15 protein-coding genes and 1 riboswitch are annotated in these 17,119 nt (G+C 44.1%); of the genes, 1 reads left to right on the top strand and 14 read right to left on the bottom strand.

What is annotated here, in order from left to right; translation table 11 throughout:
* Window position 1: 1 nt before the first annotated feature.
* The 13 genes from AFK25_RS03230 to AFK25_RS03170 all read right to left on the bottom strand — a co-directional run bounded on the left by AFK25_RS03230 (window position 2) and on the right by AFK25_RS03170 (window position 14,171).
* Window positions 2–826, bottom strand: a complete 825-nt coding sequence (locus tag AFK25_RS03230; RefSeq protein WP_026011727.1) for a sirohydrochlorin chelatase — start codon at window positions 824–826, stop codon at window positions 2–4.
* A gap of 5 nt (window positions 827–831) precedes the next feature.
* On the bottom strand, window positions 832–2,352 hold the full coding sequence (cobJ, locus tag AFK25_RS03225) for a precorrin-3B C(17)-methyltransferase (RefSeq protein ID WP_035064869.1): 1,521 nt from the start codon (window positions 2,350–2,352) through the stop codon (window positions 832–834).
* A gap of 6 nt (window positions 2,353–2,358) precedes the next feature.
* Complete coding sequence (locus AFK25_RS03220; RefSeq protein WP_035064866.1) at window positions 2,359–3,138, bottom strand: energy-coupling factor ABC transporter ATP-binding protein; 780 nt, start codon at window positions 3,136–3,138, stop codon at window positions 2,359–2,361.
* Window positions 3,122–3,844, bottom strand: coding sequence for a CbiQ family ECF transporter T component (locus AFK25_RS03215; RefSeq protein WP_035064863.1), 723 nt, complete (start codon window positions 3,842–3,844; stop codon window positions 3,122–3,124). The genes AFK25_RS03220 and AFK25_RS03215 overlap by 17 nt, the downstream gene beginning before the upstream one ends.
* Window positions 3,837–4,106 (bottom strand): energy-coupling factor ABC transporter substrate-binding protein, encoded by a 270-nt coding sequence (locus AFK25_RS03210; protein ID WP_019417906.1) that lies wholly within the window; start codon window positions 4,104–4,106, stop codon window positions 3,837–3,839. Before AFK25_RS03210 ends, AFK25_RS03215 begins: the two co-directional genes overlap by 8 nt.
* Entirely contained in the window at window positions 4,103–4,831 is a 729-nt protein-coding gene (locus AFK25_RS03205; RefSeq protein WP_035065184.1) for an energy-coupling factor ABC transporter permease, read from the bottom strand. Before AFK25_RS03205 ends, AFK25_RS03210 begins: the two co-directional genes overlap by 4 nt.
* Window positions 4,832–4,848: 17 nt before the next feature.
* Window positions 4,849–5,211: a (2Fe-2S) ferredoxin domain-containing protein gene (locus AFK25_RS03200; protein WP_035064861.1), complete on the bottom strand. Its 363-nt coding sequence runs from the start codon at window positions 5,209–5,211 to the stop codon at window positions 4,849–4,851.
* A gap of 157 nt (window positions 5,212–5,368) precedes the next feature.
* A riboswitch (cobalamin riboswitch) is annotated at window positions 5,369–5,550 on the bottom strand.
* Window positions 5,551–5,633: 83 nt separating this feature from the next.
* Complete coding sequence (locus AFK25_RS03195; RefSeq protein WP_035064858.1) at window positions 5,634–6,668, bottom strand: LacI family DNA-binding transcriptional regulator; 1,035 nt, start codon at window positions 6,666–6,668, stop codon at window positions 5,634–5,636.
* Between the two features lie 18 nt (window positions 6,669–6,686).
* Window positions 6,687–9,008, bottom strand: coding sequence for a glycoside hydrolase family 31 protein (locus AFK25_RS03190; RefSeq protein WP_035064855.1), 2,322 nt, complete (start codon window positions 9,006–9,008; stop codon window positions 6,687–6,689).
* A 19-nt stretch (window positions 9,009–9,027) separates the two neighbouring features.
* Complete coding sequence (locus AFK25_RS03185) at window positions 9,028–10,542, bottom strand: alpha-amylase family glycosyl hydrolase (RefSeq protein WP_035064852.1); 1,515 nt, start codon at window positions 10,540–10,542, stop codon at window positions 9,028–9,030.
* 97 nt (window positions 10,543–10,639) lie between these two features.
* Window positions 10,640–11,482, bottom strand: a complete 843-nt coding sequence (locus AFK25_RS03180; RefSeq protein ID WP_019417913.1) for a sugar ABC transporter permease — start codon at window positions 11,480–11,482, stop codon at window positions 10,640–10,642.
* 1 nt (window position 11,483) lies between these two features.
* Window positions 11,484–12,767 carry a carbohydrate ABC transporter permease gene (locus tag AFK25_RS03175; RefSeq protein WP_035064850.1) on the bottom strand — a complete coding sequence of 428 codons (1,284 nt, stop codon included), beginning with the start codon at window positions 12,765–12,767 and terminating at the stop codon, window positions 11,484–11,486.
* 111 nt (window positions 12,768–12,878) lie between these two features.
* The gene (locus AFK25_RS03170) at window positions 12,879–14,171 is read right to left on the bottom strand and encodes an extracellular solute-binding protein (RefSeq protein ID WP_026011731.1); all 1,293 of its coding nucleotides are present in this window, start codon (window positions 14,169–14,171) and stop codon (window positions 12,879–12,881) included.
* Window positions 14,172–14,445: 274 nt separating this feature from the next.
* Between AFK25_RS03170 and AFK25_RS03165 the strand changes: the two genes are divergently transcribed.
* A complete protein-coding gene (locus tag AFK25_RS03165; RefSeq protein ID WP_035064847.1) occupies window positions 14,446–16,209 on the top strand; it encodes an alpha-glycosidase in 1,764 nt (587 codons plus the stop codon).
* Here AFK25_RS03165 and AFK25_RS03160 read toward each other — a convergent pair.
* A complete protein-coding gene (locus tag AFK25_RS03160; protein WP_019417916.1) occupies window positions 16,193–17,041 on the bottom strand; it encodes a helix-turn-helix domain-containing protein in 849 nt (282 codons plus the stop codon). The two genes, AFK25_RS03165 and AFK25_RS03160, sit on opposite strands and share 17 nt — an antisense overlap.
* Window positions 17,042–17,119 lie beyond the last annotated feature (78 nt).

Genomic DNA, 17,119 nt, shown 5'->3' with positions numbered 1-17,119 from the left:
CTCAATGTTCGTGATGATGATGGTGATGATGGTGTTCGGCGACATGAATGCGATATTGACACGTATCGCAATTCATTGGCACGAAATCACCGATAGCTTCTTGTAACCGATCGAGCACAATCGTTTGTAGCGACGGATGAAAGCCAAAATAATGCGCCAGAACAAATGACATGTTCGGATACATGCTTTGAAACTCGGAAACTTTCTTTTCTAATCGCTTAATAAGCACGCCTGTAAATAAAAAATAAGGTAAAACAACGATTTTTTTTGCTCCGAGCTTCGTACATCTTACAACAGCCTCATCTAATGACGGATTTGTGACGCCCATAAACGCTGGTTCAACGATTGCTTGTTTATTTCGCTCCCAAAATAAACGAGCAATTTTATACAAATCGCTATTGGCGTCTGGATCGCTCCCACCGCGCCCAAGTAAAATGATCGCTGTATGCTCATCTAAAGCAACTTTTGCTTCTTTTAAACGATCTTGTAAAATAGTAAACGTTGCATCGTGAATGCCAAGCGGTCGTCCATACGTAAAAGAAACGTACGGATAGCGTTGTTTCGCTTCGTCAATGGCCGCCGGAATATGTAATTTCGAATGACCGGCCGGTAGCAAAATAATTGGAATGATGACGATATCTTTCGCCCCTTGTTCCACACAATGAGCAATGCCGTCAATAACCGATGGAACACCAAACTCTAAAAAACATGTATGCACATAAAACGTTTCATCGATTTGCGGACGGATCGTTTGTACAAACTGGCGAACTTGTTCGTTCCCCTCTTCATCGCGACTTCCGTGTCCAACAAACAAAACAGCTTTCATTTTTTTCACTCCCCACATGCAGCCGGCTCTACTTTCTTTGTTTGTCCATAAACAAAGCTGCCGACTTCTTTTTTTCGTTCAAAAAATTTATGGAAACGTTCGTTTGCATATCCTTCTTCTTTGTATTGCTCAATAATGCGTGCAATCGTGGCAACAATGTCATCTGGATGAATGCCTTCTGCAACAAGCTGACCCGGATGAGCGTTTCTTCCCACTGTTTTTCCTCCTAAAAATAAATCAAACGCCCCTTTTCGATAAACGATGCCAATATCTTCATTGACTGCACCGTAACACGCCATGCCGCACCCATTAAATCCGAGACGTAACTCTTTCGGTAAAGACATCCCTCCAAATTGCTTGTACAACTGTTCTGCATAAGGAATGGCATCTTTTTTCTCCCCGTCGCAAAAATCGCACGCCTTCAACACAAGTACATCCCCAACTGGCGCAACCGTTAACCCTGCGGCTAAAAAAGATGCAATGACCTCATCTGGTCGCTCTGTTTCCATTGTCACCTTTAAATAATGATCCGGAGTATACACAATCGTTCCTCGTTCTCCAACGATGCGCGCAATATTCGTCATTTGTTGTGGTGTCAACGTTTTATTTGCCACTCCCGGGCTAATGGCTACTTCTAACCGTTCCATCTTTTTTGGAGACGTCACTTTTTCACACGCTTCTTCCGCTAATGTGCGCACGTTCGCTAGCGCCCATGGCTCCGCTTCTGGCCGTAACCGTTCATGCGGCTTTAACGGTTGAACGGCACTTGATAGCGTATATTTCCGTTCGTAACCACGCGGAGTAATCATCAAACCATCATGGATAAACGTAGAAGAGTTTCCGATAATGACCGTCGTCAACATGCCAATCTCATGCTGTAACATATCTCCTAAATTTGTAATAACGACATGTTGTCGCTCGCGATACGCGCTTTTGACAAGTCCAACCGGCGTATTTGGTGAGCGATACGTTAATAAAATGCGCTGCGCTTCAACAATTTGTTGTGTACGTCGGCCACTTTTTGGATTGTATAGCGCAATGACAAAATCCGCTGCAGCCGCCGCCTCAATTCTTTTCGCGATCATATGCCACGGAGTTAAATGATCGCTTAAACTAATCGTACACGCATCGTGCATAATCGGTGCTCCTAACAAAGCAGCGCAAGAATGAATCGCTGAAATACCTGGAATAATTTCTACCTCGACTCCTGTTTCTTTTTTCCATCCTTTTTCAATTAACACTTCATAAACGAGCCCCGCCATCCCATAAAGTCCTGCATCTCCGCTTGAAATGACAGCTACCTTTTTGCCGCGCTCCGCTTGCTTGATCGCCTCTTGAGCTCTACTGACTTCTTCCGTCATTCCGGTACAAATGACTTCTTTTCCATGAATGAGATCCATTACTAAATCAACATACGTTTTGTATCCGACAATGACGTCGCTTTCCTCTATCGCTTCACGCGCCCGTTTTGTCATATGATCAACACTTCCCGGTCCAAAGCCAACAACAAACAGTTTTCCCGCCATACATCTTCACCCCTTTTTCCATCGTTCAATCCATTGTGCGAATTGTTGTTCAGTATACGTTTTCTTCTCATACTCCCATATGCGTAAAAGAAGCGGTAATGGGAAATGAAGTTCACGAAATATATTCGTTTGTGTAAATACAAAGGCAGGTGTTCCGTGCAAAACGATGCGTCCGTCATGCATGACAAATACTTCGTCCGCCCACTGCCAAACAAAATCGAGATCATGTGTAATGACGACAAGCGTCGTGCCTGCTTCGTGCAACTCATTTAATTTGCTGACTAAGCGCTCGCTTTGTGAACAATCTAAATAAGCAGACGGCTCATCGACAATAAGTAAGCGAGGGTGCGGAGCTATGGCTACCGCAAGCGATAACCATTTTTTTTGTCCAAGACTTAAATGATGAATCGGTATATCTCTCCATTGCTGAAGTGAAAACTGCTCTATCACTTCATTCATCCGCTCGCGATTTGATTGCAAACTAATCGCTAATTCTTCTTCAATGGTCGGAGCTAAAAATTGGTGTTCTGGGTTTTGAAAAACGACGCCGACATGCTGGCGCAAATCATATCGCTGACGCCGATCTGCTACCTTTTTTCCTTCCCAATATACGTCTCCTTTCGTCGGACGGTAAATGCCGTTTGCATGAAGGAGCCATGTCGTTTTTCCACAACCGTTTTTCCCAATTAACGCATATTTTTTCCCACGCTCAATCGTAAGCGATACACCTTTTAATGCGGATACGCCGTTTTTGTACATATAATGAACATCATGAAACATTAACATATAAGACCTCCATCATAAGTAAAACAACAAACCATACACACGCTTCAATCACATATTTGCGCGGCAATTGTTCGTCCCTACAAATTGGAAAAATAAACGATACGTTCCGCGCCGCTTGTGCAATGATCGTCGCTTCGTAGTCGCGCATCGCTTGGCGAAACAGTTGTGCCACCGCAAGCGACGCGAGGCGCCAACTTCGTTCACCATTTTTTATTCGCACCGTCATAAACAATTGCATCGCTGCTTTTTCTAACACGAAAATGAAGCGATACGTCAATAACAGTAGCTCAATAAATGCTTTAGGGACGTGCCACCTGCTTAACCCATGGACAATGCGAAAAAATGGTGTTGTGATTGCGAGAAAAAAGAGGGCAAATGAACTTGCCAATGCTCGCAAGCAAATCGTCGCCGCTTCCGCCATATTTTCGCTGACAAAATGAATCGTCTGATCAACCGTAAAAAGAAGCGGAACACAACCTCCGATCACGACAAGCACGATGATGACAAAAAAGCGAACACAAACACGCCAAGGCAAGCGCGCATGATAAAGAAGCCAACTAAACAACCAAACGACGATGATACAGCGAACGACATTCGTTCCACATAATGCCCATATGAGCCAGACAAATGTCAGCGTCAGTTTAAAAGTGATATTTAGTTTAGCAAGCTCGTTTCGGTAAGCCCATTCATCAAGCCAACTAACCATTTCGCTTTCGCCCTTTATATAGCCCGATAATATATCCAATGACTCCAGCACCAAGCGCTGCTTGTAATGAAAATAGCAACGTTTCCACCTCACCGCCTGGCGGCTCAAATAAAACATCAAACCACGGTTCATAATGCGGAGCGATTTGTTGAATCATTTCTTCTGCAAGCGTATCAGCCCCAGCGAACTCTGTATTTTTCACAATAAATAGCGGCAGCACGATCAACAGAGCGGCAATGAACAACAATAGACGATTGCTCATTTAAAAAACACTCCTCTCTTCTCTAACACATCTAACTCTCGCTTCGAGTACGTATGCAAAAAGTTCCATACGACAACGGTAAGAAGTCCTTCCGTAATCGCAAGCGGAACTTGTGTCACTGCAAAAATGGAAGCGAATTTCAAAAATGCGCCCCATACGCCGCTTGTCACATCTGGAAATGCTAGGGCGAGCTGAAACGACGTCATAACGTATGTTGCCAAATCAGCCATCATCGCTGCTAAAAAGACGGATATACGCACGGATATTCCACACTTTTTACATATAACAAACAAACCGGACGCAACGAGCGGACCAACAACAGCCATAGAAAAAGCATTCGCCCCTAGCGTCGTCAAACCTCCATGCGCCAGCAAAAGCGCTTGAAATAATAGCACTGCTGTACCGATGACCGTCATAATAAACGGTCCAAATAAAAGCGCACCAAGTCCTGTCCCAGTCGGATGCGAGCTACTTCCCGTCACCGATGGAATTTTTAATGCCGAGAGAACGAATGTAAACGCCGTCGCGAACGCAAGAAGTAGTTTCACCTCCGGCTTTTGTTTCATCAAATGTGAAACATGGCGCATGCCAACAAAGAAAAATGGCAAAAAGAGTAACCACCAAACGAGCGCCCAACGCCAAGGTAAAAATCCTTCCATAATATGCATCGCATATGCAGATGGAGAAAGGGCGAAAAGAATGTACACAGCAATACAAATCGTCATCCACCATGTTTTTTTTCTCACTTTTCTTTCCCCCTTGTCGCCTGACTATATTTCGGCATCTTAAAACTTTCATCATATGTGTACGTCACGTAATCACATAACATGTCTCCATCACGTATATGTTTTCGGACAATGTCCCGTGCAACGTGCTCATCGATCGTACGATACCAAACACCTTCTGGATACACGATAACAACACACGCATCTTCACAGCGACCGTTGCACCTCGTCCGCGTCGTATGCACGTCGGCATGTAGTTGAAGTTGATCAATTTCATCACGAATGGCTTGCGTCACCTCCTCTCCCCCCTTTCGCATGCAGCTCCCTCCGTTGCAAATGAGCACATGATGCTTCGTTCCTTGCAAATTCCACGTCGCCATATATCTTCGCTCCTTTTATCAAAAATAAAAAAAGCACCCCTAGGCAGAGGTGCAGAAAAAACGAAAGATTCAAAAAATAGAGCATACGCCATCTAAGCATACATCATCGCTATAACGTCCATCGTTCCCGCACGTCTACCTATATTCCCGTAGGCAGCCGACGTATCGCAAGCAGGCAGGTCTCCTGGCTTAGGTTCATCATTTCGCTGCGCCTTCCCAAAAAATCAGTGGCACGTTGCAACGAAACTCCCCATCACAGTGGCGGGTACCGCGACGGCTTTGCACCGTTCTTCCCTTTTCAGCATACGTTTGTATGCACCGTACTTGCTCATCGTATATGCGTTTTCAAAGAACATGATGTTAATCATATGATACACCATTTTTTTCTTCTTGCCTATCCTGTTTACGAAAAAAGCACCTTCTTATTCAGAAGGCGCTTTGTAGTAATCGCACGAAAATCGTTTCACGAGCGTATGTGGAATGATAATTCGTTTAATCGGCTCATTCGGATTTTCGATTTGTTGTATTAAATTTCTTGCTGCTTCAAAGCCAAGTTGGAAAATGTTAATGTCTACCGACGTTAACGGCGGACGGGAAATTTCCGATAAAAGGACGTTGTTAAAGCTGACGATCGATAAATCCGTTGGCACGCTTAAGCCCATTTCTGCAAGCGTATTTAAGACACCGAGCGCCATTAAATCGTCGGCGACAACGAGCGCAGTCGGCGGCTCAGCGAGTGAAAGCAGCTCTTTCATCGCCTCTTGCCCGCCTTCTTTTAAAAATTCTTCATGTACAATGTAATCTTTTCGATACGTCAGCCCTGCCGATTTCAACGCTTTTTCATATCCGCGCAAACGATCCATCGTCACAATGAGATTGACGTTTCCGCCGACAAAAGCGATGCGCTCATGACCGAGTTCAATTAAATATTCTGTCGCCTCGCGCGCCGCGCGCACGTTATCGTTATCGACATGTGTAATTTCCTCCGCTTTTTTATGCGGTTTCCCGATGACGACAAACGGCACGTCTTCTTTTTGCAAATACGTCATAATTTTATCGTTCGCACGCGAATACAGCAAAATGACTCCATCGACACGCTTTCCTTGCACCATATGCACGACGCCATCGTAAATTTCCGCTTCCGTTTCCCCCGTCGATAACTGCAGCGCATATTGACGATCGTGCACCGCTTTACTGATGCCGCGAATGACTTCTGGGAAAAACGGGTTTTGAAACGCCTTATCCGCTGAGCTTGGCATAATTAAGCCGATGACTTGCGTCGACTTATTTGCTAAGCTGCGTGCGATAAAATTCGGATGATAGCCAAGCTCTTTCATCGCCTCGCGCACTTTTTTCTTCGTTTTCTCGCTAATGCGCGGGCTATCTGCGATGACGCGTGAAACAGTCGATGGTGCGACATTCGCTCGCTTCGCTACATCTTTAATTGTTACTGTCATAAAAAAATCCCCCATCTCTTACAAAACAATTGACGCTTCCTCTACCGCTCGTTGTTCACCGTTTACAACAACCGTTAACGGTACGTCTCCAACGAACACGACACGCAACTGCCAAGTTGGTTCGTACGCCCCTTCTGTTTCTACTTCGAAATGAACGGTATCATCCAAAAACGTCGCACGAATATGCATGTGTACATATTCGCCTTTTTCATACGCAAACGTCGTACCGTCATCATCGTAAAGCGTATATGTCGATGTTCCTTCCTTCATTGTATACACATATAACGTCAACTGTTCATCCTCAATGAACGTCGATGGCTTCACTTTCGCGTGAGCAATCATTGCCCCTTCCTTCACGTATATTGGTAAACGGTCAAGCGGGGCTTCAACGATGTATCTTCGTCCACCTTCAAATCGCTCTTTCGTCCAATAATCGATCCAGCGTCCTTCTGGAAAATAAACGATGCGATGTTTCGTATATGGGCGAACGATCGGTGCGACCATCACTTGTTCCCCGACCATAAACTGATCCGATATATTCCACGTTTCTTCATCGTTCGGATATTCCATCATGAGCGGACGCATCATCGGCACACCTGTTTTATGCGCTTCAAAACATAACGTATATAAATGTGGAAGCCATTCATAACGCAATTCAATATATCGTTTAATCATTTGTTCATACCGTTCCCCAAATGCCCACGGTTCTTGCCGCGCAAAACCGATCGCACAATGGTTGCGAAAATATGGGAAAAAGGCGCCGACTTGCGTCCAACGAACGAGCAACTCCCCATTCGTATCATGCGCAAAGCCACCGACATCCGCCCCGCAAAATGCAACAGCGGACACACTTAAGTTTAAACACATCGGCAACGAAAGCTCAACATGTTCCCAAAAACTGCGATTATCGCCCGTCCATACCGCTGCATAGCGATGAATGCCGGAAAACCCTGCGCGCGTCAATACGAACGGACGTTTTCCTTTCAATTGCTTTTTCAATCCGTGATATGTCGCCTCTGTCATCATCATGCCATATACGTTATGCACTTGACGATGCGTTTTCCAGCCGTCATGAACAACGTGTTCGTCGATCGTTTTCGTTTCATTAAACACGGACGGCTCATTCATATCGTTCCAAATCCCTTCTATGCCGATGTTTGTATAAAACGCGTGTTGTTCCCCCCACCACTTTCGCACTTTTTTCTTTAGAAAGTCTGGGAACACGCTCGTCCCCGGCCAAACGTCTCCTTTGTATAACGTTCCATCTGCATATTTACAAAAATAATCTTTTTGCACCCCATTGCGATACGTCTCGTATTCCGCATCGACTTTCACGCCCGGATCTACAATCGGAACGATATGAACCCCTTGTTCTTTTGCATATTGAACGAGCGATTGCGGATGTGGAAATCGTTTTTGATCAAATGTAAACACACGATACTCATCCATATAATGAATATCTAAATATACCGCATCAAGCGGAATTTGTTTCGTGCGAAACGTATGAATTAATTCGCGCACTTCTTGTTCCGTTTCATAACTATAACGCGATTGATGATACCCAAGTGCCCATTTAGGCGGCAGCGGCATGCGACCAATGAGGTGCGTATATTGCGTTAACACATCTTTCGGATGCGGCCCAGCAAACACATAATAATCGAGCGCTCCCCCATCTGATGTAAATGTGTAAAACGATTCATGACGTAAATCAAACGTCGTTTTATACGTATGGTCAAAAAAGATGCCGTGCGCATGTCCGTTTTTCAACACCATCATGTACGGATGTGATTGATATAGCGGATCTGTTTCTAAATTGTGTGGCGCATACACGTCTGTATTCCACATCGTCCATACTTCGCCACGCTTATTTAATACCCCCGTTTTCTCTCCTAAACCGTATACGACATCTGTCGGAGCGAGCGCATGTGTACAACGCATGCGCCCTTTCGCTTCAAAACATACAGGTTGTACGTCGCGAACAAGAAGCGTCCCTTCCTGATCGTATATCGCTAAACGAAACGGACTTCGCTCGATGATGACCGTCAGCTGTTTCGTCTGTAGTGTCCAACCGTTTTCTTCTTCACGAACGCGCACGTCCACTTTTTCTGGCGTTGCGACGACCGCAGGACTGACAGAGACGTACTTTTGGTCGAACGGATCGATCGTCACTCGAACGATATCATCACGATAAAAATGTATTTTACCCGATGCCCGCTCGCACGTAAATGCAAATATTTGCTTTTTTCCTTCAATTTTTTGCACATGTCCAATCGGTTGCCATCTTTCCGATTCATCTGTCTGATCGACCGGCCGAATCGCAAAACTTGTATCTTCTAGCATGCTCTCTCCCCCATCATCATTATGCTTTTCGTTTGCGCGCGAAGTATAAAAACAGACCAAATGCCGTATATACCGCAAGAAGCGCCGCAATAAACGGAATGTTTAATCCCGTTTTTGGCGCAAGCACGTAAATTTCCGCCGTTTCGCGATCTAAAATGATGTCGTACTTGCCGTCTTTGCTGCGCACTAAATCTCCCGCCAGCAACCCGCGCAATTCTTTTCCTTGTTCTAGCTCATCGTCGAGCGTCACTTTTTGCGTTTTTGACGTATTATTGATCGCAATTACCGTCGTTTCCTTTCCATACGTCCGCTTAAATAGAGCCATGCCATCTTTTTCATAAAGCAATTCAAAATCACCGCGACGAAGCGACGGAAGTGTCTCGCGCAATTCCCCAAGCTTTGTCACATAATCAATCAACTCTTTATCGGTACGGAAATTCATTAAACGACGGTTATCTGGATCTTCCCCGCCGTCAAGCGCAATTTCTGTTCCATAGTACATGATTGGAATGCCCGGCGCTGCAAACAAATACGTCAATCCGAGCTTTAAACGCGTCACCGGATTGATGCGATTTTGCAACGCTAAACGAGTAAACCGAACGGTATCGTGATTGTCTAAAAACGTTCCGAGCAAATACGGTCGGTCATAAAACGCCACGTTTCGCTTCCATACGTTGTAAAGCGGCTCAAGCGATTGATCGACGTTTGAAAAAATGGTTGACGCTTCTTTGTAAAACGGAAAATCAATTAGCGCATCGATGCCGTGCTTCCCATATTCCGCGACATAACGTGGGTCGTCATGCCATACTTCTCCAAGAAGGAAAAAGTCTTGTTTCACCGACTTCACTTCTTTTGAAAACTCGTCCCAAAACGATTTTGGCACATGTTTTACCGTATCTAAACGATATCCGTCAACGTCTGTTTCTTTTATCCACCATTTCGCGACATCGAATAAATACGCTTTCACTTCCGGATTTTCTTGCGCTAAATCCGGGAGGCCAAACAACCAACCGTTTTCTACTTCTTGTTGGTTCGCCCAATTAAAAATGTCTTTTTTCTCATGAAACCAATCTTTTTTCGCTGGATCATTTAGCCACGGATGATTGTAGCCCGTATGATTGACAACGAAATCTAAAATGACTTTCATATCGCGTTTATGCGCTTCTTTCACAAGCCGTTTGAAGTCATCAAGCGTTCCAAAATGCTCTTCTACTTTATAAAAGTCTTCAATCCAATAGCCGTGATACCCGCCCTTTTCGTTCGCAAAAATCGGCGTCAGCCAAATGGCTGTAAAGCCCATTTCCTTTATGTAATCGAGCTTGTCAATAATCCCTTGCAAATCACCGCCATGGTATGCTTTCGGATCATGCACATTTACATCGTAATCGTTTTTCGGATTCCCGTTATTAAAACGGTCGACCATAATAAAATAAATGCGCTCATCTTGCCACGCTCGCTCCGTTTTCGCACTCGCTGGCGTCGTCACGGACAACAACAAAACAAAAATAAGTAGCGCACGAAATACACGTTTCATTTCATTTCACTCCCCATTCATTCCAAATCTTCTTATGTTAATATATCTCTAAATAGTAAGAAAGGAAAGAACCAAAACGATTCTTTCCTTTCGTTTCTCATCCTTTTGTTCCACCTGCCGTTAAACCAGAAACGAAATACTTTTGGAATGAAAGGAAGAGAATAGCGATCGGCACAGCAATTAATACCGAACCTGCCGCAAACGTTGTAAATTCGCTACCGAACTGCTTCGCCACTAAATCGTACAATCCGACCGCTAGCGTATATTTTTCTTTGCTGCGCAGCAAAACGCTCGCTAAAATGAAGTCACCAAACGGTGCAATAAACGTAAAGAGCGCCACGACCGCAATAATTGGCTTCGCAAGCGGTAAAACGATTTGGAAGAAAATGCGCAAGTGCCCTGCTCCGTCAATTTTCGCCGATTCATCAAGCTCTTTCGGAATCGTATCTAAATATCCTTTCATGAGCCACGTATTCATCGGAATGGCACCGCCGACGTATACGAGAATTAACCCTAAATGCGTATCAACTAATCCCGTTAAAAGCGCTAAAATGAAAATCGCAATGAGCGCCGCAAAGTTTGGAATCATCTGCAAAATTAAAAACGTCATGAGCCCGTTTTGGCGCCCGACAAAGCGATAACGCGAAAATGAATACGCCGTTAAACTAACTAAAATGACCGAAAAAATCATCGTCAACGTTGAAATTTTTAACGAGTTCCAATACCAAGTCAAATAGTCGCTTTGCGACGTATCAAACAATTTTTTGTAATGGGCAAGCGTGGCGTTGTCTGGAATCATTTTCGAGCCGGACAAACTTTGCCCCGGGTTAAACGACGAGCCAACGACCCAAAGAAGCGGATAGACGATAATGATCGTCATCACCAAAATGACTGCATACGACAACGTGAGCCGAATGAGTTTTTGTCTTTTCATATCCATATTACATCATATCCTCTTCTTTAAATGATTTTGTTCTTCTAAACTGCCATAATGCAACAGATACGACAACGAGCGAAAGCAATAACGTAATCGCCGCTGCTTTCGAATATTGCGCAGATGTCATCGTTAAACGATAAATCCATGAAATTAAAATGTCTGTCGCACCGGCATTTTGCCCGGATACCGCAGGGCCGCCACCATTAAATAAGTAAATGATGTTAAAGTTGTTGAAGTTAAACGTATATTGCGTAATTAAAATCGGCGCTGTGGCATACAACACAAGCGGAAGAGTAATTTTCGTAAACTTTTGCCAACTTGAAGCGCCATCGACTGTCGCTGCCTCGTACAATTCGTTCGGAATCGCCTGCAATACCCCCGTTGTCATCGCAAAGACGAACGGGAACCCGAGCCACGTTTGAATCAAAATAAGGGCGACTTTCGTCCAAAACGGATCGGTCATCCACTCGATCGGTCCGATGCCTAATGATGCTAAAATCGTTTTATTAATGACCCCGAACGATTCGTTAAACATGCCGGAAAAGACGAGAATCGTCACGAACGCAGGAACGGCCCAAGGTAAAATGAAAATCGTCCGAATGATCGCTTTTCCTTTTAAATCTTTTTGGTTCACAATAATCGCTAAGAAAATACCGAGCGCAATTTGTAACGTCGTTGCCCCGAACGTCCAAACGATCGTCCAAGCAAGGACGTTAATAAACGTTTTTCGCCAAAGATCGAGCTTCACTAAATCAATGAAGTTTTGAAACCCAACCCAGTCAACAAGTTTAGCTGGCGGAGAATGATATAAGTCATAGTTTGTAAACGCCAATAAGACAACGAAAATAATCGGGAAAATGACGACGAATACAAGCAAAATAAAACCTGGTGAAATCATTAAATATGGAAAGCCGTTGTCGACGAGCGCACGATATTGCTCGCGCAACGAGCTAATTTTCAACCCTAAATCCCGCTTTTGCCCATTTTTATAAGCGTCGCGCAAGTTAAACGCATAAAAACCGAGACCAAACACGGAAATAATAACGGCTAAAATTCCTTCGACAAGCAAGAAAATGGAATGGTCACGTCCGATGACTTCACCGAGCGTAAAGATCCCCCACCATCCCATATTTAATAAATCTTTAAAAACGATGAAAAACGAAGCAGCTAAAATGAAAAACGAAACGCCTTTGACGTATTGGCGATTATATAGTTGGCCAAATCCCGGAATGAGCGATAAACCGAGGGCAACTTTCCGATGATTGGATTGATACATTGGTGTTTCCATTGATTTTGTCTCCTTTCTAAACAATTGCGAGGAGCGCACTTGAATGTGAATAAGTAAACAAAAAAAAGAAAGTTGAAGCAGTACCTCTACAAGAGAGGTACCGCTCGTTACTTACTTGCTTGGATGGTTTGTTTCAATGTTCGTTTTAATTGTTTTTACAGCTTCATCAAGCGCTTGTTTTGGCTCTGCTTTTTGGTTTGCGACAAGTTGAAGCGCTGTCGCCATTGGTCCCCATACTTCTGCCATTTCAGGAATGTTTGGCATCGGAATCGCATATTGAGATTGGATCGCAACGGCTTTTGCTCCTTCATCTTCTGCGATTATCGGATCGTTAATGAGCGACTTCACTGGCGGAATTTCGCGCGTTAACTCAAAGCGTTTTTTCGCATTTTCTTCATTTGTAATAAATTCAATCAGTTTTGTTGCCCACTCAGGATGTTTCGAGAATGCAGATACGTGCCAACCTTTTACACCCATAAACGTTTTTACAGGCTCACCGTTTGGCAATTTTGGCATTGGCGCTACACCGATATCAATACCTGCATCACGCATACCTTGGAACGCCCACGGACCGTTCATGACAGACGCTGCTTTTCCTTCGTTAAATAAGCCGTCCATCGCTGAACCACCGTTTTCACCGATAATACCTTTCGGGAACAACTCTTTATACCATTTTTGAATATACTCTGTTCCTTTCACTGCTCCTTCGTTATTTAAGCCAATATCGTTGCGATCTAACGCACCGTTATTGTTTTTAAATACGTAGCCGCCCATCCCAGCGATAACGCCATGTGCGAAATAGAAGTTATCCCAAAGCGCTAAGAAACCGTATTGATCGCCTTTTGTAAACTCTTTTGAGAACTGATACAATTCGTCCATCGTTTCAGGCGCTTTGTCCATTAATTTTTTGTTATAAATGAATACAGGAGTTTCTACTGCTTTTGGAAGTCCGTATAACTTTCCATCATACATTTGCGCCGCAATCGAAGATTCTGTAAACGTATCTAATACCGCTTGATCGACGTTAATTTCACGAATTAATCCTTCTGTTACGAGCTGACCGATTTGGTCGTGCGGAACAGTAATGACGTCAGGACCTGTGCCAGCCGGACCATCTAGGCGAAGTTGATCGCGTTGTTTTGTTGCCATTTCAACTTCTTTGTACTCCACTTTAATGCCGTATTTTTCTTCAAACGCTTTAATCGCCGGTTCTAACGCTACACCGCGCTTCACGTCTTCCCAAACGACAAGCTTTTCTGGTTTCGGCGGCATGCCGTCTTCCGTTACTTCTGTTTTTCCTTCATTTTCGTTTTCTTTTGGCTTTGCCTCATCTTGTGGACCACAACCTGCCATCACACCTGCAAGCAACGCAAGCGATGAAAAAATGGATACCGTCTTTTTCATTTCGACCCCTCCTGTGTTTTAAGCAATACGTACAAACGCTTTCATTTTTGCGAAAACGATTGCACAACCTTTATCTTTATTATACAAACATTTTCCGCTTTGACAACTGTTTTTTTCATCTTTTTTTGAATGAATGTTGACTTTTTTATCTCTTTCATTTTACGCTTAACATAAGCATTGTATCCGCTTCCTTAAACGAAGACAGAAAACATGTCCAACTATGTGACAAAAAGCGCAATCGATTGCGCGCTAAATGGAGAGGAGTGATTGAAACATGTTAAAAGAAGCGATTTACCACCGTCCAAAAGATGCGTTTGCTTATGCATACGATGAGCGAACGTTACATATTCGTTTACGGACAAAAAAAGATGATGTCGATGCTGTCTTTCTTCTTTTCGGTGACCCGTACGTATGGGAAGATGGCGCGTGGCAATTTGATAAAAAACCGATGAAAAAAAGCGGTTGTGACGCGCTATTTGATTATTGGTTTATCGCTGTGCAGCCACCGTATCGCCGCTTGCGCTACGGATTTGAATTGCACGATGAAGAAAACGTGCTTATCTATACGGAAAAAGGCTTTTATGAAAAAGCGCCAACAGACGATACCGCATACTACTTTTGTTTTCCATTTTTAAACCGCATCGACGTTTTTGACGCACCTAGCTGGGTGAAAGACACCGTTTGGTATCAAATTTTCCCTGAACGATTCGCCAACGGCGATCCGAAATTAAATCCACCTCATACGCTCCCATGGGGAAGCGTCGATCCGACGACAACGAGCTTTTTTGGCGGCGATTTTGAAGGGATTATAAAACGGCTAGACTATCTTGTCGAGCTCGGCATTAACGGCATTTATTTTACGCCTATTTTTAAAGCCCCGTCGAACCATAAATACGATACGATCGACTATTTTGAAATTGATCCGCAATTTGGCGATAAACAGACGTTTAAACGGCTCGTTGATGCATGCCATGACAGAGGCATTCGCATCATGCTTGATGCGGTATTTAATCATAGCGGCTACTATTTCGCTCCGTTTCAAGATGTATTAAAAAACGGGGAAACATCGCGCTATAAAGATTGGTTTCATATTCGTCAGTTTCCGTTACAAACAAAACCAATTCCAAATTACGATACGTTTGCGTTCGTGCCAGAAATGCCGAAGTTAAATACAGAAAACCCGGAAGTGAAACAATATTTATTAGACGTCGCAACATATTGGATTCGCGAATTTGACATCGACGGATGGCGATTAGACGTAGCAAACGAAGTCGATCATCAATTTTGGCGCGAGTTTCGCCAAGCGGTGAAAGCGATCAAACCGGACGTGTACATTCTCGGTGAAATTTGGCACGATGCGATGCCGTGGTTGCGCGGAGATCAGTTTGATGCCGTCATGAACTATCCGTTTACAAACGGGGCGCTGAACTATTTCGCGAAAGGACATGTGCGCGCCAGCGAATTTGCGAACACGATCATTCACGTATGGCATAACTATCCGCAAAACGTAAACGAAGTCGCCTTTAATTTGCTCGGTAGCCACGACACGCCGCGCATTCTCACCCAATGCGGCGAACAAAAGGAAAAAGTGAAACTTATGTTTACGTTCCAACTTTCTTTCAGCGGATCGCCATGCATATATTACGGAGACGAAATCGGTTTAACTGGCGGTCAAGATCCGCTTTGCCGTAAATGTATGGTATGGGAAGAGGAAAAACAAGACCGCGATTTATTCGCACACGTCCAAACGCTTATTGCACTGCGCAAACAATATCGTTCCTTGCGCTTTGGCGAATTTCATGTGTTAGAAGCAAACGATGAAACGAATCATATCGCTTACGTGAAAACATATGAAGACGAAACGATCGTTTGCGTATTAAACAACGGAGAAGCCCCATTGGAATGGACCGTTCCGTTTTCGCTTGGCGACAAAACGGTGACAAACCTTTGGACAAACGAGCAAATAACAGAGCGAACGATGACAATCGAACCGTACGGCTTTCGAATGCTGCTCGTACAAGCTACGTCCGCTGAATAAAGCGACGATATTCGCTTGGTGTCATTCCTTCCATTTTTTTAAATACGCGCGAAAAATACGCGCCGTCTTCAAATCCGACTTGTTTTGCGATTGCCGCGACCGTCTCATTCGTCGCGGCTAATTTTTTCTTCGCCATCTTTAGCCGATAATCGTTCACATATTGCAACGCGCTCATGCCGATCGTTTTTTGCATGCAACGCGAAATGTAGTCTGGATGAAGACGAAGCGCATAAGCGAGATGCTCCATGTCAAACGGTTCTCCGTAATGACGATGAATATATTCCATCGCCGCTGCACATACATGCTCGGCAGCTGACGGAATATGAAGCATTTGTTTTTGCAGTTGAACGATCCATTGAGCGAATAACAACTGTTGCGTTAACGCATGATCGGGGGTTTGTTGCTCGCGAACAATGTGTTGGAGCATCGACTCCATCCCCGATTGTTTCAATTTTCCATATTGCGGGATACATAAACGATATTGCGCATAATCGACATATGTAGCCTCTCTCTCAATAATATCACCCCAGCCATACGGCTGTTTTTCAACCCGATCGTATTGCGGCACTGAAAAATGAATCCAAATAAACTGCGTATCTTCATCGCACGGCTCATGCCCGTAATGTTCAAAGCCCGGACATAAAATCACGTATTCTCCTTCACGAACAACGAACGTTTCTTCATGTTCCGTCATATATAACGTTCCTTTTTGCACATACAAAAAATCAAATACAGAAAACGTGCGCCGAAAATGTTTCATTCCTTTTCGAAACATCGCCTCGCCCCCTTTAATAAAAACAGGAAACGGCGGAACGGAAAACGATATATACATAAGACCCCTCCTTTAAGTCGGAAATGTACAAAAGTAATCGTCTTTTTCCCTTTTCTCCATTATAACAATCCATTACAC

The sequence above is a fragment of the Anoxybacillus gonensis genome, from assembly GCF_001187595.1.
In the GTDB taxonomy this organism is placed as follows: Bacteria; Bacillota; Bacilli; order Bacillales; family Anoxybacillaceae; genus Anoxybacillus; species Anoxybacillus gonensis.
Note: the sequence above shows the minus strand (reverse complement) of the source record. Positions and strands in the feature narration are given on the sequence as shown.

What these genes read in the sequence shown, in the direction of transcription:
- AFK25_RS03185 (WP_035064852.1), bottom strand. Translation starts at nt 10,542, where the DNA reads ATGAAACGTGTATTTCGTGCGCTACTTATTTTTGTTTTGTTGTTGTCC.
- AFK25_RS03200 (WP_035064861.1), bottom strand. Translation starts at nt 5,211, where the DNA reads ATGGCGACGTGGAATTTGCAAGGAACGAAGCATCATGTGCTCATTTGC.
- cobJ (WP_035064869.1), bottom strand. Translation starts at nt 2,352, where the DNA reads ATGGCGGGAAAACTGTTTGTTGTTGGCTTTGGACCGGGAAGTGTTGAT.
- AFK25_RS03180 (WP_019417913.1), bottom strand. Translation starts at nt 11,482, where the DNA reads ATGGATATGAAAAGACAAAAACTCATTCGGCTCACGTTGTCGTATGCA.
- AFK25_RS03205 (WP_035065184.1), bottom strand. Translation starts at nt 4,831, where the DNA reads ATGACGATTTGTATTGCTGTGTACATTCTTTTCGCCCTTTCTCCATCT.
- AFK25_RS03170 (WP_026011731.1), bottom strand. Translation starts at nt 14,171, where the DNA reads ATGAAAAAGACGGTATCCATTTTTTCATCGCTTGCGTTGCTTGCAGGT.
- AFK25_RS03195 (WP_035064858.1), bottom strand. Translation starts at nt 6,668, where the DNA reads ATGACAGTAACAATTAAAGATGTAGCGAAGCGAGCGAATGTCGCACCA.
- AFK25_RS03230 (WP_026011727.1), bottom strand. Translation starts at nt 826, where the DNA reads ATGAAAGCTGTTTTGTTTGTTGGACACGGAAGTCGCGATGAAGAGGGG.
- AFK25_RS03215 (WP_035064863.1), bottom strand. Translation starts at nt 3,844, where the DNA reads ATGGTTAGTTGGCTTGATGAATGGGCTTACCGAAACGAGCTTGCTAAA.
- AFK25_RS03190 (WP_035064855.1), bottom strand. Translation starts at nt 9,008, where the DNA reads ATGCTAGAAGATACAAGTTTTGCGATTCGGCCGGTCGATCAGACAGAT.
- AFK25_RS03160 (WP_019417916.1), bottom strand. Translation starts at nt 17,041, where the DNA reads ATGTATATATCGTTTTCCGTTCCGCCGTTTCCTGTTTTTATTAAAGGG.
- AFK25_RS03220 (WP_035064866.1), bottom strand. Translation starts at nt 3,138, where the DNA reads ATGTTAATGTTTCATGATGTTCATTATATGTACAAAAACGGCGTATCC.
- AFK25_RS03175 (WP_035064850.1), bottom strand. Translation starts at nt 12,767, where the DNA reads ATGGAAACACCAATGTATCAATCCAATCATCGGAAAGTTGCCCTCGGT.
- AFK25_RS03165 (WP_035064847.1), top strand. Translation starts at nt 14,446, where the DNA reads ATGTTAAAAGAAGCGATTTACCACCGTCCAAAAGATGCGTTTGCTTAT.
- AFK25_RS03210 (WP_019417906.1), bottom strand. Translation starts at nt 4,106, where the DNA reads ATGAGCAATCGTCTATTGTTGTTCATTGCCGCTCTGTTGATCGTGCTG.